This window comes from Microcoleus sp. MON1_C1, assembly GCF_036701945.1.
Classification (GTDB): Bacteria; Cyanobacteriota; Cyanobacteriia; order Cyanobacteriales; family Microcoleaceae; genus Microcoleus.
Genome location: NZ_JAUBRO010000034.1, coordinates 34,965 through 50,547, shown reverse-complemented (window position 1 = coordinate 50,547; position 15,583 = coordinate 34,965). Strand labels below are relative to the sequence as shown.

10 protein-coding genes are annotated in these 15,583 nt (G+C 45.2%); 4 read left to right on the top strand and 6 right to left on the bottom strand.

What is annotated here, in order from left to right:
• A partial coding sequence (locus QUA62_RS19435) for an Ig-like domain-containing protein (RefSeq protein WP_445301691.1) occupies positions 1 to 1,475 on the top strand: 1,475 nt, incomplete at its 5' end.
• 250 nt (positions 1,476 to 1,725) lie between these two features.
• Here the strand turns inward: QUA62_RS19435 and QUA62_RS19430 are convergent.
• The 4 genes from QUA62_RS19430 to QUA62_RS19415 all read right to left on the bottom strand — a co-directional run bounded on the left by QUA62_RS19430 (position 1,726) and on the right by QUA62_RS19415 (position 9,385).
• On the bottom strand, positions 1,726 to 2,430 hold the full coding sequence (locus QUA62_RS19430) for a rhomboid family intramembrane serine protease (RefSeq protein WP_190661623.1): 705 nt from the start codon (positions 2,428 to 2,430) through the stop codon (positions 1,726 to 1,728).
• Positions 2,431 to 2,887: 457 nt separating this feature from the next.
• Positions 2,888 to 3,985: a DJ-1/PfpI/YhbO family deglycase/protease gene (locus tag QUA62_RS19425; protein WP_190661625.1), complete on the bottom strand. Its 1,098-nt coding sequence runs from the start codon at positions 3,983 to 3,985 to the stop codon at positions 2,888 to 2,890.
• 136 nt (positions 3,986 to 4,121) lie between these two features.
• Positions 4,122 to 4,880 carry an SDR family oxidoreductase gene (locus QUA62_RS19420; RefSeq protein WP_333406074.1) on the bottom strand — a complete coding sequence of 253 codons (759 nt, stop codon included), beginning with the start codon at positions 4,878 to 4,880 and terminating at the stop codon, positions 4,122 to 4,124.
• Positions 4,881 to 5,137: 257 nt separating this feature from the next.
• A complete protein-coding gene (locus tag QUA62_RS19415; protein WP_333406072.1) occupies positions 5,138 to 9,385 on the bottom strand; it encodes a PAS domain S-box protein in 4,248 nt (1,415 codons plus the stop codon).
• A 581-nt stretch (positions 9,386 to 9,966) separates the two neighbouring features.
• Here QUA62_RS19415 and QUA62_RS19410 point away from each other — a divergent pair.
• The 3 genes from QUA62_RS19410 to tatC all read left to right on the top strand — a co-directional run bounded on the left by QUA62_RS19410 (position 9,967) and on the right by tatC (position 14,292).
• Positions 9,967 to 12,141 (top strand): EAL domain-containing protein, encoded by a 2,175-nt coding sequence (locus tag QUA62_RS19410; protein ID WP_333406070.1) that lies wholly within the window; start codon positions 9,967 to 9,969, stop codon positions 12,139 to 12,141.
• Between the two features lie 177 nt (positions 12,142 to 12,318).
• Positions 12,319 to 13,263, top strand: a complete 945-nt coding sequence (locus tag QUA62_RS19405) for an NAD(P)-dependent alcohol dehydrogenase (RefSeq protein WP_333406068.1) — start codon at positions 12,319 to 12,321, stop codon at positions 13,261 to 13,263.
• Between the two features lie 183 nt (positions 13,264 to 13,446).
• A complete protein-coding gene (gene tatC / locus QUA62_RS19400; RefSeq protein WP_333406066.1) occupies positions 13,447 to 14,292 on the top strand; it encodes a twin-arginine translocase subunit TatC in 846 nt (281 codons plus the stop codon).
• 116 nt (positions 14,293 to 14,408) lie between these two features.
• On the opposite strand, the gene QUA62_RS19395 is transcribed toward tatC, so the two are convergent.
• The gene (locus QUA62_RS19395) at positions 14,409 to 14,717 is read right to left on the bottom strand and encodes a carbon dioxide-concentrating mechanism protein CcmK (RefSeq protein ID WP_006631236.1); all 309 of its coding nucleotides are present in this window, start codon (positions 14,715 to 14,717) and stop codon (positions 14,409 to 14,411) included.
• 411 nt (positions 14,718 to 15,128) lie between these two features.
• On the bottom strand, positions 15,129 to 15,446 hold the full coding sequence (locus tag QUA62_RS19390) for a DUF3067 family protein (protein ID WP_190661639.1): 318 nt from the start codon (positions 15,444 to 15,446) through the stop codon (positions 15,129 to 15,131).
• Between the last annotated feature and the right edge of the window lie 137 nt (positions 15,447 to 15,583).

Sequence of the window (15,583 nt, the reverse complement as noted above, 5' to 3'; positions counted from 1 at the left end):
CTAGCGGCGGGACAGCTCCTGCTAGCGGCGGGACAGCTCCTGCTAGCGGCGGGACAGCTCCTGCTAGCGGCGGGACAGCTCCTGCTAGCGGCGGGACAACAACGGGGCCATTGCCGGTACAGGTTCCGGGTACGAGTCCGAGTCCGACTGCGGGCGCGACAACTCCGAGTCCGAGTCCTTCGATCGTCCCGCTTCCAACTGCGGTGCCCCCAACTCCTCCGCCGTTGGGTGGCGGGCCGACTCCGCCGAGTTTTACATCTCCGACTCCTAACCAGCCGCCGATCGTGGAAGCTGGCAAGACGGTGACTGGTTTGCAGAATTTGCCTCTGTCTCTGAGCATTTCGGCGCCCAGCGACCCGGAGGGCCAGCCACTGTCGATCGCGGTAGTCGGACTTCCCAATCCTACTTTTGGTCAGGTAATTACGGGTACGAGCCCCCTCACCGTGAACCAAAAGTTAACCGTTCAGGATTTACTTGGGCTAAAATTTCAACCTGGAACAAACGCGATCGGGCCAGCCGGTTCTTTCAGCTACAGCGTAGCTGACGACCAAGGCGGCACGGCAGCAGCGTCAGTCGCAATTAACATCAATTCTTTCGATACCTCCGTAACTGTTCCAACTACCCTGTCGCCGATTGCTGTCAATGACGGCATCATATTTACGAGTACGAATAATTCGCAGCCCACTTTCATCGACGTGCTGGCCAACGATTCCAGCCCGCAACAAGGATCGCTCAACATTATCAATGTCAGCACACCGCAACTGGGGATAGCTGTAAATCTTGTCTCTCAAGTGCAATTCATCCCCGGCAACGTAGCGGGTACAACTGCTTTCACCTACAGCGTCAGCGACGGAGTCGGGACACTTCCGGGCGTAGGTACTATCACCGTCCAGATCTTGCCTGCAGATAGCGGGCCTAACAATTTGGTTGGAGGTTCTTTGCCGGACAATTTGGACGGTTTGGCGGGCAGCGATACTATTGATGGTCAAGGCGGCAACGATACGATTAACGGCGATTTGGATAACGACGTGCTCGTAGGCGGCCTCGGCGCAGATACCATGACGGGGGGCGGCGGCAGCAATCAATTCCGCTATACCAGCCCTGCACAAGGTGGGCCAGTCTTTGATGCGGCTTCTTCGACGGCGATCGATGCTGCGATCGCGGCGGGCGGATACGATGTGATTACTGATTTTAACGGTCTCGGTGTGCCGATCGCCGATCAGTTTAATTTTGCCCCCGGATTTGCCAATCTCAGCAATGGCAGTCAAGTTCTGCTGAATGTGCAGACAACTGTTTCTGCAAATATTCTGGGAGGAACTGCTTTCTTGTTTGCTTACGATTCCGGCGGCAATACTTACATCATTTATGACGGCAATGGCAATAACGTGGCCGGTGCTGATTCTCGCATTTTGGCGAAGTTAAATGGTGTAACTGGGGTTTCTTCTCTTTCGGGCTTTGACTTCACGTTTATCTAAAAAGATAAGAGGTTTGAAACCGCAGATAAACGCAGATAAACGCCGATTGTCTTGGCTTTATCTGCGTTAATTTGTGTTTAGCTGAGGTAAAATTAAATCTCTTTTTTTTGAGGAAAAGTCCCAAAAAAGAGGCAAGTATAGCACCGAAGTGTGAGAAAAATCAGAGGTTTGAAACCGCAAATAAACGCAGATAAACGCCCATTTCTTGGCAGTTTATCTGCGTTTATTTGCGTTCATCTGCGATAAAAAATTAAATCTGATTTTCTTCAGAAAACAATCCCAGCAAAGGGCCGAGAATAGCGCCGAAAACAAAGCCGCCGGCGTGGGCCCAGTAGGCAACTCCCCCGGATTCCATGCCGACACTTGCCGGGGCATTCAACGAAGCCAGGCCGCTCAATGCTTGCTGTGCAAACCAAAATCCTAGAAAGAAGAAAGCGGGGACTCTGACGGTGGTAAAAAAGATTCCCAGGGGAAGCAGTGTCAGAACTCTGGCTTGGGGATATCTGAGAATGTAAGCTCCCATCACGCCTGCGATCGCGCCGCTAGCACCTAGGGACGGAATGGCAGATGATGAGGAAAAAAACCACTGAGTTAGTGATGCTAAAACGCCGCAAGTAAGGTAAAATATTATAAATTTGACGTGCCCTAAACGGTCTTCTACGTTGTTGCCAAAAATCCACAAAAATAACATATTTCCGGCAATGTGAAGAAAGCCTGCGTGCAGAAATTGGGAGCTAATTAGTGTTGTCCATTCCGGAAAGGGCGAAGCTGGCAGGGCAACCCGACACATATTGCTTAACTGGCAAGGAATTACGGCCCAAGAGTAGAAGAATTGGGTTAGTTGTCGATCGCCCAAACTGAGTTCGTACAAAAATACTAATATGTTTGCGGCAACCAGCCCGTAGGTAACGTAGGGAGTGATAGTAATGGGATTTTCATCGCGTAAGGGAACCACGGCCTTTTTTCCTCATCAAAATATTGGCAACACAGTAGCGCATTTATAGCCTAGGTGTCTCCTGTCTAAAGGAAGAGGGAAGAAGGCAATTCGATTTTAGATTTTAGATTTTAGATTTTAGATTTTAGAATTGAAGAAAGCGACTTGACGGATGTATCCGGGGGCTGGTTATCGGATACTATATTTTTTATTTCTGCACGGATGAATCCGGAGGCTGGTACCGCCCCTGGGTGCCGCAAGCTTCCTTCAAACCCGCCGTATGCCACTGAAACAAAAATAAAACCCATTTAATAAAACCCTCCACCTTGCAGTTAGTTGAATATCTGCTTTTTAGTGTTGGGTTTTATTTTACCGCCAAGGCGTATATTGTAGGATTGCAGAGCAAGTTTGTAGCTGCGATATTGGTGCGGGTTTTCACCTCTCAACAAAACTACAAACTTATTTATCCCCTTGCTGATTACATTTTTACAGCGGGGCTAGTCGAAGGTTTAGGCGACTTAATTTCCTGGGAAGCTGCACGGGCGCGGTAGAGTTTAGCAACGGCTTGCTCACACTTAGACAAATCCGATTCTATCTCTGTCAAAATGGCAGTTGATACGGGATCTGTGAACTTCACCCGCAGGTTGTTGACATCGACAACACCGGTTTGCAACTCACCTAGAGTGCTCCGCAGCAAAAAGTTTTCATCGGTTCCTTGCATCGAAGCTTTTAATTTAGCGTATTTGTCAGCAATTTGGGCAGGAATTGAGGGTTTTTCACCGAAATCGTTGAGGCGTTTTTCGAGAGCGAGGATGTGGTTCTGTTTGTTTTGAATCATTTCTCTCAAGAGCGATCGCAAATCGCTGTCTTGGGTTTTTTCCGCATAATTTTGAAACGCTTCGCAAGCATAGCGTTCCCCTGCGAGGGCGGTATTCAAACCTTTAACAATGTCGCCTTGTGTAGAACCTCCCCAACCATTAGCTAATTTCCACCATTCTGCATTTGTGTCACTTTCTTCGGGCAAACCGACTTCTTTTCCGCCGTAACCGAGGCGAGCCATAATTGCGGTGGTAAATATTGCTAAATCTCCAGGTTGGCGGGAAGTAATCAAGTTGCCGTCAACTACTAAAGCTTCGTTAATGTAGTTAGCCCCGGCATTAATCATGTCTGTTTTAATTGCCAAGAAACCCGTCGCATTTTTGCCTTTTAGCAAGTCGGCTTCAATCAAAACTTGCGGGCCGTGGCAAACAGCAGCGACGATTTTTCCTTGCTCAAATGCTTCTCGTACAAAACGTACTGTATTGGGATTAGTCCGCATCATATCGGGAGCCATACCGCCGGGAATTATCACTGCATCGAATTCGGCGGGTACTGCTTCAGTGGTAGTTCCGTCAGCCTGCTGGGCAACTTTTCCTTGTTTCCCTGCATACTTTTCGTTTGTCCGCGAACCGAGGACAACTACTTCAAATCCTGCTTGTTTTAAGGCGTTGTAAGGAACTAAAAATTCCGAATCTTCAACTCCATTTTCAATGAGTATGGCAACTCGTTTTGTGTCGCTACCGTTATCGGTTGTCATAATCAACATTCCTCAGACTATCTTTTATCTCACCCTAAATGATTTATGAGGTTTTTAGCGTCTTGCTAAAGTGATAAATGAGTTAGTTTTAAAAGGTGTCAGCGTGAGCCTTGAGAGGTATTTTACAGTAATTGTCTCAATGCACGTAAGAAGCTCCATTAATGTCGATCGTAGTTCCGGTAGCGTGCGTAGCCAAACCGGATGCTAAAAACGCGATAACATTGGCAACATCTTGAGGAGGAGCGATTTTGCCGATCGGGATATCGCGAATAATATTAGCTTCACCGAACTCCTGAATAAACTGATTAGACATTTCTGTACTGACAAATCCCGGTGCAACTGTAAATGCCAAAATATTATCAGCCGCAAACCCTCTAGCAATGCTGCGAGTTAAAGCAACAATAGCACCTTTAGAAGCGGCGTAGTGCAGATAATTCGGGTCATCGCCGCGAAAAGCAGCGCGACTTGCTATATTAATAATTGTGCCGACTCGGCGAGTTTGAAAATGCAGGATAGATTCCCGGCATAAATCGGCAACGGCAACTAAATTTACTTGTAGAGTTTGCTGCCAAGCTGAAGACCAAATATCGAATTTGTCCTCTATACCCGCTGACTGCATAATCCCCGCATTATTAACTAAAATATCAATATGACCGCGCCATTTTAAAGCATCTCGCCACAAAGTCGAAGCCGCGTTTTCCACCATCAAATCGGCTGCCAATAAATAACAGCGATCGCGCGCAACACTTGCTGCTACCGCTTCAGCTTCTTTCTGACTGCGAAAGTAATGCAAAATCACCTCTGCCCCAGCATTAACCAGAGTCCGCACCGTCACTGCACCAATCCCTTTCGAGCCACCAGTTACTAAAATTACCTTTCCGGTTAAATCAATCATTTCTCTATCTCTTTTCTCTTTCTCTGGCCCCTCAACACCCTCTGCAGTTAATAAAAAAAATAAATCTCCTTCACATACGAAATAGAATTGCTATATGATACAGCACATTCCATCTAATGTGTATGCGATTTCCTCATGCTGATGGATATCTGCCATAGACCTCTGCGAAAACTTCCAAATCCTTTACCCTGTTGTTTGTATTGGAAATATAGCCACTGGTTACAGCACTATAGCTTGTGTGTCCTTAAAGTCGATAACTACAGTGGATTGGGCAGCAAAGGTCGAATAAGCTCCATAATTCTATCGGAATTAAAATTATTGATATAATCGGTTAGTGCTTGGGACAAACTTGCTTTGGAGGCTGGAATTTGTCCAATTAATTCATTCATAACTTCGGTATCGAGATAGTAAGCGGCTTGATACATTTGTTCTAACCACTGAGGCGGCATGATGGATAGATCTTCTACAGACACCGTTTCAACTAATTGTTTTTGCGGGGTTTGTTCTACGGCTTCGTAGATATATGTTACTCCCAAATATTTAGCTAGTTTGTCAAAGATCTCTTTCTGCTGAAATGGCTTGCTTATAAAGTCGTTAAAGCCAGCCATAAGAACTTTCTCTCGCTCTTCTCCAAAAATACTGGCAGTTAAAGCAATAATGACAGTTTCTTGGCTCTGAGGGCGTTCTCTAATATGTTTAGTAGCTGTGTAGCCATCCACGATCGGCATTCGCAAATTCATCAGAATCAGGTGCGGCCGCCAACTCTTCCACAGTGAGAGTGCCTCCACTCCCTGTTTTGCTTCTCTCACCTCAAAACCAACCGAGGTCAGGATTTCGACTAACAAGCGGCGATTTTCTTCTAAATCTTCAACAATAAGAATGCGGTAAGTCGGTTGTCCGGGAGCTAAACCAATTACTCTTTGATTACTTGATTCTGGGGGTAAGGATTCTGCTTGAGGTAACTGTACAGGAATCTCAAAGGAAAAAGTGCTACCTCGGTGCAAAGTGCTTTTAAGGCGAATTTGACCGCCCATGAGTTTGACGAGTTTTTGACTGATGGCTAAACCGAGCCCACTGCCTTGACTCAAATTATTCCCAGCTTGGGCTTGTACGAATACCTTAAATAATTTATCCATTTCTCTGGGCGCAATTCCCACGCCTGTATCCTCAACTTCAAAAGATAGGTGACAGGATGTTTTGTCTCTTTTTGTTGCTGTTACCCGTAGGGTGACGCTTCCTTGGTTGGTAAACTTAATCGCATTACCGAGCAGATTGACCAAGATTTGATAGAGTTTTTTCTCGTCGCTATGCACAGATTGAGGAATGTCGGGAGCTAGCTCAAAAATTAGTTGCAATTCTTTAGATTGGACTTTAACTTGGAACATTTCTTCAATAGAAGCCAGCAAATTTCTCAAATCAAAGTCAGAAAGATTGAGTGTCATCCGTCCGCTCTCTATTTTGGATAAATCTAAAATATCGTTAATCAAGTCCAATAAATGTCTACCGCTACGATTGACAATTTGTAAACGTTCTTGGAGAGAAGGAGTCAGATTTCTCTCATAGCTCATCAATTGCGTGAATCCCAAAATTGAGTTCAGGGGGGTGCGGAGTTCGTGGCTCATGTTCGCGAGGAAGACAGTCTTGGCTTGGTTTGCTTCATTTGCGTGGTGAAATTCCCACTCAGCTTGTTTGCGATCGCTAATGTCAATTAAATATCCCAAGATTTCTACTGGTTTACCTGAACCATCTCGAATTAGCCTAAGCTGACCCAGCATCCAGCGATAAACCCCATCGGAGCGACGAAGACGGTATTCGTGGAAATAAAAATCATTAACGAATACATTTGGTAAGCCATTAAGCACTGGTTCTACATCATCGGGGTGTAAGTGATTCACCCAAAATTTAGAATCTTCTAAAAACTCGCGGCTTTCGTAGCCCAATATATCTTTGATATTTTCGCTGATGAACGTTGCTGCATAATCGCCAGCAGGTTTACAGCTAAAAATGACCACGGGGCTGTAGTTTAGAAGAAAGTGGAGGCGATTTGTGGTAGCTTGCAAGGCTTGCTCAGCCAGTTTTAGCTCTGTTGCGTCTTCCTGAACGGCAACATATACAGTTCCGTATTCAGGATGCTCAAACATGGATGTATGAGATCTGCACCAAAAGAGAGTTCCATCTTTCTTTCTATTGTGGACTTCATATTTCGCTTCCCCGCTCTGTTCAATTTGAGTGACGATATCTAGAAAGGTTACATCTGGTGTAAGCTTTGTATCGACATAATTCAAGACACCAACGGATTGACCTGCGAGTTCGCCCTCTGTGTAGCCAAACATAGCGTCAAAGGTAGGATTGGTGTAGACTATTATGAGGTCGGAGGCTTTAATCAAACACACTCCTCCTCCCATGTTATTCATGATAATGCTGTGAAGTTCTAGCGTTTTTTGAGCTTCTTTGCGAGCCGTAATTTCTTGGATCTGAGCAATAAAATGCAGTGGATTTCCCTGTTCATCTTGTACGAGCGAGGCATTAAGCAGAATCCAAATAATATGTCCTTGTTTATGGAAATACCGTTTTTCCATTTGGTAAGTTGAAATTGTTCCTGCTAATAGTTGATTGGCATAACTAAGATCCGCTTCTAAATCGTCAGGATGGGTGATGTCTTGGAAAGTTAACGCTAACAACTCTTCTGAGGAGTAGCCAAGAATCGGACATAAGGCAGGATTGACTTTAACCCAGTGCCCATCAAGTGAAACGAGCGCCATCCCGATAGAGGCATCTTCAAACGCATGGCGAAACTGCTCTTCACTGTTTCGTAAAGCCATCTCAATTTGTTGGCGATTTATTTCAGCTCGTTTGCGCTCGGTGATGTCGCGTTTAATTACAGAACACCCAGTAATTCTGCCTGTTGTGTCCTTCAGAGGTGATATGGTACAAGATATGTGGATAAGCTGTCCATCTTTTCGGACACGCACGGTTTCATAGTTTTCAACCCTTTCCCCTTGTCGAATCGTTTCTAGGATTTGGTGTTCTTCGTAGGTAATATTGGAGGGAATTAGAATGAGGATGGATTGTCCTATGATTTCTTCAGCCTTGTAGCCAAAGATTTTTTCTGCTGCATTGTTCCAGGTTAAAATGATGCCGTCTAATGACTTGCTAATAACTGCCTCACCAGAGTATTCCACAATCGCTGCCATGTGAGCCAGTGATGCTTCTACTTGCTTGCGATCGCTAATATCCCGCATAATAACAGTAAATACCGTTTCGTCTCCCATTTCCAGCCTAGAAATAGAGGCTTCAGCCGAAAACTGCGTTCCATCTCGACGACGACCCAAAATCTCGCTTCGTTCTCCCATCCTTCGCGCTCTGGTAGAAGAGTGTGCAAATTGTTTGATATGCTGCGGATGTGCATCTCTAAACTGTTCTGGCAGCAGTAAATTCAGTGGCTTCCCTAAAATATCATCCATTTTATAGCCAAACATCTTTTCTGCCCCTTGATTAAACAGGGTTATGCGTTGAGTGCGATCGATGGAAATAATTGCATCATTGGCGATTTCTAGAATTCCCGCAAAACGAGCCTGCGATTTTTGTAAATCATCTGTTCGTTCAGCCACAAGAATTTCTAAAGTTTCGTTAAGTTTTTTAAGTTCTTTTTCGGCTTGTTGGCGCTTGTAATCTATCTGGTTCAAAGATCGCCCCGTCCCCAAGATGAGAATTGAGAACGTGAAAACCATAATAGCTGAACGGAATGTATAGCCAAAATTAGCGTTATACCAGGCTAAATTTTGTCCCTGAAGAGTTAACCAGTTCACTGCCACCGGAAAGATCATCGCCCAAGGCAGCAACCACCGAACCATTACTCCGCCAACTAGGGGACTGGTTACTACTTGCATTAATCCTTCCTTGGGGCGGAGCAATAAAATTCCTCCATAGAGAATGAAAAAGGTGGCGATCGTGTTTACAGGTTGAGCCGTCGTAACTGTGACCAAATGTTCAAGAATATCGACATTGAATAGGTATCCAAATAAAGCTAGTAGAGAAATTAAAGCTGCAACACTACTAAAAATCTGAGCCAACCAAGTGTCCCGTTGGGAATTTTTCCCTAACAGTAACAGTGCTAGTCCCATCAGCACAAAATTTAGGGCGGTATTTACTCCCATTCTTCCCGGATAAGGAGTCGCTGAAGACACGAAATCTCGGAAAAGCCACTCATCAATACCCAGCTTCCAACCAAAAATATACTCGCTCAACGTCAGCAAACCGATGATGATTATGAATCCTGCCATCCCTTGAGCGATGCGATTGTGCAGTCGGGTTCTTTGGTACTGCAACAATTTCAAAGACACTCCAGCCAGCAAAAAGCAAATTGCCGTGTTTGCTTTCATGGTCGAAGTCATACCGGGAAAACCACTTTTGAGTAGGGAGATGTCCAATTGCCAACCCAGCAGCACGAGACATCCGATCGCAATGACGAGTAGACTTGCCATTTGAGAAATGCGCTTGTTCATAAATTGGCTGCTTCGGTTGAAACAATGTTCTTCTAATGTTAGGCGAAGCGAAGAAGGGCAACCACGGGGGGACGGCTCCTACCCGAACAATGCAGACTTTGTACGGCTGCGCCCCATTGCCAGCCCCATATCTCCGGGAGCGCAGGACTTCTTTATGCGTAAAGTGACCTTTATAACCTCATAATTAAACTATACTATTTGTGCATACGCTTTTAGTCCTATAGCTGGAAACTAGGGAAATTAATGTCAGGAACCTCAGCCTAAAGGCATGAGGCTTGAAGGAGAAATCTAACAAGCCATTCTGACGGGCTTAAGTCTTAATTGACTACGTTTTTTGAGTCACGACACCGGAGAATACGAAGCTAGTTTTCCGCTCTGTCGCTAGTAGTTAAACAACTTTAAGGTCACTGAAGTAGTGCTGCTAGCCGGCGCAAGCTCACTAAACATTGGCGAAGCTAACTTTACTCCGCAAGGAGAACGGGACAACCATATCCCGGCGGGGAGGCAACCATACCTCCCCAACCCCGCAAGGGAATTGTAAAGCCGTCCTAAAAGGACGGGGTTTCAAACCCATAATTCTGATGATTGTCGATAGAACTAGCGATAGAAGTAGCGATGTACCTACAAACTACCGAGGCAATGTTTTAATTGTTGACGATCTGCCTGATAACCTGCGTCTTCTCAGGGATACTTTGAGGGCAGAGGGTTATAAAGTTCGCAGTGCAATAACAGGGGCACTGGCGCTCAGAGCCGCCCAATCGCCATCGACGGAGTTAATCTTACTCGACATTAAATTGCCTGATATGGATGGTTATGAAGTTTGCAGACAATTAAAATCTGATGAGCGCACTGCAGACATTCCAATAATTTTTTTAAGTGCGCTAAATGAAACTTTCAATAAGGTGCAAGGGCTGGCTGCTGGAGGGGTAGATTATATTGCTAAGCCATTTCAAGTCGAAGAAGTATTAGCTCGTGTCGAAACCCACCTAACTATCGGAAGGTTGCAACAAAAACTCCAAAAGCAGAATTTACGTCTCTTGAGAGAAATTGAAGAACGGCAACGTCTCGAAGAGTCTCTCTTTGCCGAAAAGGAATTGGCTCAAGTGACACTGGAATCAATTGGCGATGCGGTCATTACTACTGATGCCGAAGGTAATGTGAGATATTTCAATCCTATAGCTGAGCGACTGACAGGCTGGAAGGCTCATGAGGTTCAAGGAGTTACCTTGTCTACAGTCTTCCTAATTGTTGATTCCGTAACGGGAGAGCCAGTAGAGAATCCTATAAACAAGGCTCTATTAGAGCAGCGAATTGTGAGCTTACCTCACAATACTATTCTGATTGCCCATGATGGAACCGAGTATCCCATTGCTGACTCGGCAGCACCGATTCGAGACCGTAAAGGTCAAATTATCGGGGCAGTTATGGTCTTTCATGACGTTACTGAATCGCGCTATCTCAGCCGTCAACTCTCTTGGGAAGCCAGTCACGATGCCCTGACGGGGTTAATCAACCGTCGAAGATTTGAGCAACATTTAGTTGATGCGATCGCTTCTGTTGAAGATAGCAATCAGCAGCACGCTCTCTGTTATTTAGATTTAGATCAGTTCAAAGTCATTAACGATACCGCAGGTCATATTGCTGGGGATGAGCTACTGCGACAAATCACTACACTTTTACAAAAGGGACTCCCCGGTAATGACACACTGGCTCGCTTGGGAGGTGATGAATTTGGTCTTTTGCTCACTCAATGTCCACTATCTCAAGCAACTCAGATTGCGGAAAACCTCAAAGACCTAGTGCATCAATTTCGGTTTATTTGGAATGGCAACACCTTTATCATCGGAGTCAGCATTGGAGTTGTGGCCATTGACCACACCACCCAAAATTTGATGGAGCTTCTGGGAGCGGCTGATGCAGCTTGTTATGCCGCCAAAGCCAGAGGGCGAAACTGTGTTCATATTTATCGTCTAGATGATGGCGAACTAATTAAACAACGTGGTGAGAGGCAGTTGATTTCCAAAATCAGCCGAGCGCTGGAAACCAATAGTTTTTGTCTCTATTACCAAAAGATTGTCTCTATTACCTCTAAACCATTAGTAGAGCATTATGAGATTTTGCTCAGAATGCTGGACGAAGATGGAAAAATAGTATCTCCAAATGAGTTTATTCCCGCCGCCGAGCGTTACGGCTTGATAACTGAGATCGATTGTTGGGTAATCGAAACTTTTTTCTCTAATTATCACAAATTGCCTGAAAAAAATGTTCTTAGTCAAGGCTTGTATACGATAAATCTTTCTGGGGCTAGCATTAGTAACAATCAGTTTTTGAGGCTTTTAATCGAACAATTTTCTCGCTACCAAGTCCCCCCACAAGCCATTGGTTTTGAAATCACAGAAACCGCAGCGATCGCAAATTTTGAGCAAGCTAGATATTTCATAAGCGAACTCAAAAAAATTGGCTGTCGCTTTGCTTTAGATGATTTTGGCAGTGGATTGAGTTCCTTTGCTTATCTGCTCAATTTACCAGTTGATTATTTAAAAATTGATGGTGCTTTTGTCAAGAATATTAATCATAATTTGATTTCTCAAGCCCTGGTTGAAGGTTTTAATCGTATTGCCCATGCGATGAATCTTGAAACTATAGCTGAGTTTGTCGAAGACGAGACTATCTTAGAAAAATTGCGGGAGATTGGAGTAGATTATGCTCAGGGTTATGGGATCGCCCGCCCCGTCCCTATTAATTTTAATCGCTAGCCATCGCACTGGGCCAGCGAACCCATTACCTCACGCCTGCCCATTGTCTGGAGGCCTCCAAGAGTCGATCGCCCGCTGCTACAAGGCTAGCTCAATTTACTGTGTCACATTTAGATCGAATGTGCTGTAATTGTAAAGGATTGAGTGTTGTATTGGAAATAAACCGGAAAATTGGCCATGAAAGCAGTTGCGTTCGATCGCTACGGTTCAGCCGAGGAATTGCAATACCGAGAGTTGGAAAAGCCGATCGCCAAACCCAACGAATTGTTAGTGCGAGTTCGCGCTAGCAGCGTCAATCCCGTAGACTGGAAAATCCGGCAAGGACACCTGCAACTATTAACCGGATTTAACTTTCCTCGAATAGTCGGTTCTGACATATCGGGAGTTGTCGTGGAAGTCGGCCGGGAAGTCACTAAATTTCAACCCGGAGATGAAGTTTATACTTTCTTAAATCCCATCAGTGGGGGTGCTTGCGCCGAATATGCAGTCGTGGCAGAATCGGATGCGGCAATTAAACCGAAAAACATCACTCATGCAGAAGCAGCAGCAGTACCGATCGCAGGTTTAACTGCTTTGCAATCGCTCAGGGACTTGGGTCAAATTCAAGCAGGAAATAAAGTATTGATTAACGGCGCTTCCGGCGGAGTCGGCACTTTTTCCGTGCAATTTGCGAAAGCAATGAATGCGGAAGTAACGGGAGTTTGCAGTGCTAAAAATAGAGAATTTGTCAATAGTTTGGGAGCCGATTTTGTCCTGGATTACGAAGAAATTGACTTTACTCAACAAACCGATAAATATGATATAATTTTAGATGCTGTGGGGACAAGAACATTTGCTGAATGCGAAAAAGTGCTGCAACCAGAGGGAGTTTATATATCGACTTTGCCAAGTTTCGAGAACCTCGCACCGATGTTAACGAGCTGGTTTTTATCGGGTAAAAAAGCTAAATTCATTCTAGCCAATGCCAATCCCAGCGATTTAGGGGCTTTGCGGGAGTTAATAGAATCCGATAAAGTTGAGCCGATTGTCGATCGCACTTACAGCTTAGCAGAAGTAGCAGCAGCCCACGCTTACAGCGAAACCGGTCGCGCGATCGGCAAAATTGCGATCGTCATTGAATAATGAAGGTACGACACGGGTTTTGACACCGCTACACGGATTAATGAGCGATCGTTCCTTCTGCTGCTGAAGTCAGAATAAAGAATGAAGAAGGAAGTCGGAGCAATTATGAAATAACTATTCTCAATTTCCAATTTCCAATTAATTACCAATTTCCAATTACCCATTACCAATTACCCATTCCCTATGACTGCTCCCTCAAACTTGGAGACATCCGAACAAGGTTCCGACAACAACCTCGAAGCAATTAGCCCGGAAAACAGCATTGCACCAATCGCCGGCGGTGCGATGGGTTCCCGCAACTTAGAAAACGAATTTCTCGACGAACTTCCCGACGAAGTTGAGATGTCTTTGTTCGAGCATTTAGAAGAATTGCGTATGCGACTTTTCTACTCGCTAATTGCAGTAGTAATCGCTGTAATCGGTTGTTTTTTCACAGTTAAACCCATCGTGCAACTGCTAGAAGTACCCGCCGGGCCCGTCAAGTTTCTGCAACTAGCTCCCGGCGAGTATTTCTTTGTTTCTATCGAAGTAGCCGGATACAGCGGTTTGCTCCTCGCCACTCCGTTTATTTTTTACCAGATAGCGCTGTTTGTTCTCCCCGGTTTGACTCGCAAAGAACGCAGGTTGCTGGGGCCGGTGTTTTTCGGTTCGAGTTTCCTATTTTTGGGCGGGCTAGTCTTTGCTTACATCGCTCTGATTCCGGCGGCGCTCAACTTCTTTGTTACCTATGGGGCGGATGTTGTAGAGCAGTTGTGGTCGATCGACAAATACTTTAAATTTGTGCTGCTGTTAATGTTCAGCACCGGCTTAGCTTTTCAAATCCCGATTCTCCAAGTATTGCTCGGTGTTTTGGGCATAGTTTCTTCCAACCAAATGCTCTCCGGCTGGCGGTATGTAGTCTTGGGAGCCGCAGTTTTGGGAGCGGTTTTAACGCCTTCTACTGACCCTTTAACGCAAAGTCTTTTAGGAGGTGCGGTGCTGAGCTTGTATTTTGGCGGGGTTGGTTTGGTGAAGCTTTTAGGGCGCTAAAAACTCCACCGAAACAGCGATCGACTCGCCGGAAAAAAATATAGAGACGCGATCGCCCGCGCCTCTATAATTAGTAAAAGTTAAAATTCAACACCAAAGTTTTGTCAAAACTTTGACTACATTCGGAACTGTTCGACTTCAGGAGTGTAGCCGATCGGCAAAACGTAATCCAGATTCTCGTGGGGACGAGCAATTATGTGATACGATAGCAACTTTCCGCCATCGACCTTTTTAACTGATTCAATTCCAGCAGCAACGGCTGCTTGCACTTCAGAAACATCTCCTCGCACTATAATTGTCCAGTAGGCGCGGGTTATTTTCTCATAGCGAACTAAAGTAACACGGGCTGCTTTCACCATTGAGTCCGCAACTTCTACTGCAGCGGGAAATCCTAAGACTTCAACCATTCCCAGTGCAACACCCATTACAACATTCTCCTAAATTTCACAAGATATCTGACACTCATTGTATGTGAAATTGTTGACAGAAATTGGTTCGGATGATTTTGGTAAGCTAGAAGTCCGATCGCCCAAAATTTAAAAAGCCCCTAAAAAGCCCCAGAAACTGTTGCGGCATTTAAATCCGACAGTTGGCGGCGCGCAGCAAAGCCCGCCACACAAGACTTTGAATCAAAACATCTGTGCAAATTAGATGCGCCACAGCTTAGTTTCTCACCAGCGGCAAGTCGTATGACAAGCTCGCCGATCAATTTTCGGGACTTTGGGCTCAACTAATCCAGCCGCGGCGCGACACAAAACTTTAGGGAACTCCCCCAGATCCCGGCTGTGGAGTCAATCTAAAATCTAAAATCTAAAATCTAAAATCGACTGAGTGATTCAAAACTCGTCTAGCAACCACTCCGAGGCTCTTTCACCCAAATCTAGGGGAACGCTGACAGCTTTACCCAAGCGCGGGCGATCGCGAGTAGTTACGATATATTCTCTCACCTGTTCTGTGCTCCCCCAGCCGTTGAGGTAATTGGCCACCGCATCCAAATGCTCGAAATAATCAGCCTCCGTCATCGGAAAAGATGCCTGTTCTAGATATTTCCACATAACTTGCACAAAAATCTTGCCCCGCGTCCGCCGCAATCTGATATCGTAAGACTTTCCCCATTTTTCTAGCAGTAGCTGGTGTAAATCCTTACCCGTCATGGTTGCTCCTGAGTTAATCCATTAAACAATAAAAGACAAAGTTCAAAAAATGTAATAATACTCTAATAAAGGCTGGAAGGCGCATTCTTAAAAGGAATTTTCGCGGCCTAAAATTTGTGCGAGCAGATTAACGGCAA

What these genes read in the sequence shown, in the direction of transcription:
- QUA62_RS19425 (WP_190661625.1), bottom strand. Translation starts at nt 3,985, where the DNA reads ATGACAACCGATAACGGTAGCGACACAAAACGAGTTGCCATACTCATT.
- QUA62_RS19420 (WP_333406074.1), bottom strand. Translation starts at nt 4,880, where the DNA reads ATGATTGATTTAACCGGAAAGGTAATTTTAGTAACTGGTGGCTCGAAA.
- QUA62_RS19415 (WP_333406072.1), bottom strand. Translation starts at nt 9,385, where the DNA reads ATGAACAAGCGCATTTCTCAAATGGCAAGTCTACTCGTCATTGCGATC.
- QUA62_RS19410 (WP_333406070.1), top strand. Translation starts at nt 9,967, where the DNA reads ATGATTGTCGATAGAACTAGCGATAGAAGTAGCGATGTACCTACAAAC.
- QUA62_RS19405 (WP_333406068.1), top strand. Translation starts at nt 12,319, where the DNA reads ATGAAAGCAGTTGCGTTCGATCGCTACGGTTCAGCCGAGGAATTGCAA.
- tatC (WP_333406066.1), top strand. Translation starts at nt 13,447, where the DNA reads ATGACTGCTCCCTCAAACTTGGAGACATCCGAACAAGGTTCCGACAAC.
- QUA62_RS19395 (WP_006631236.1), bottom strand. Translation starts at nt 14,717, where the DNA reads ATGGGTGTTGCACTGGGAATGGTTGAAGTCTTAGGATTTCCCGCTGCA.
- QUA62_RS19390 (WP_190661639.1), bottom strand. Translation starts at nt 15,446, where the DNA reads ATGACGGGTAAGGATTTACACCAGCTACTGCTAGAAAAATGGGGAAAG.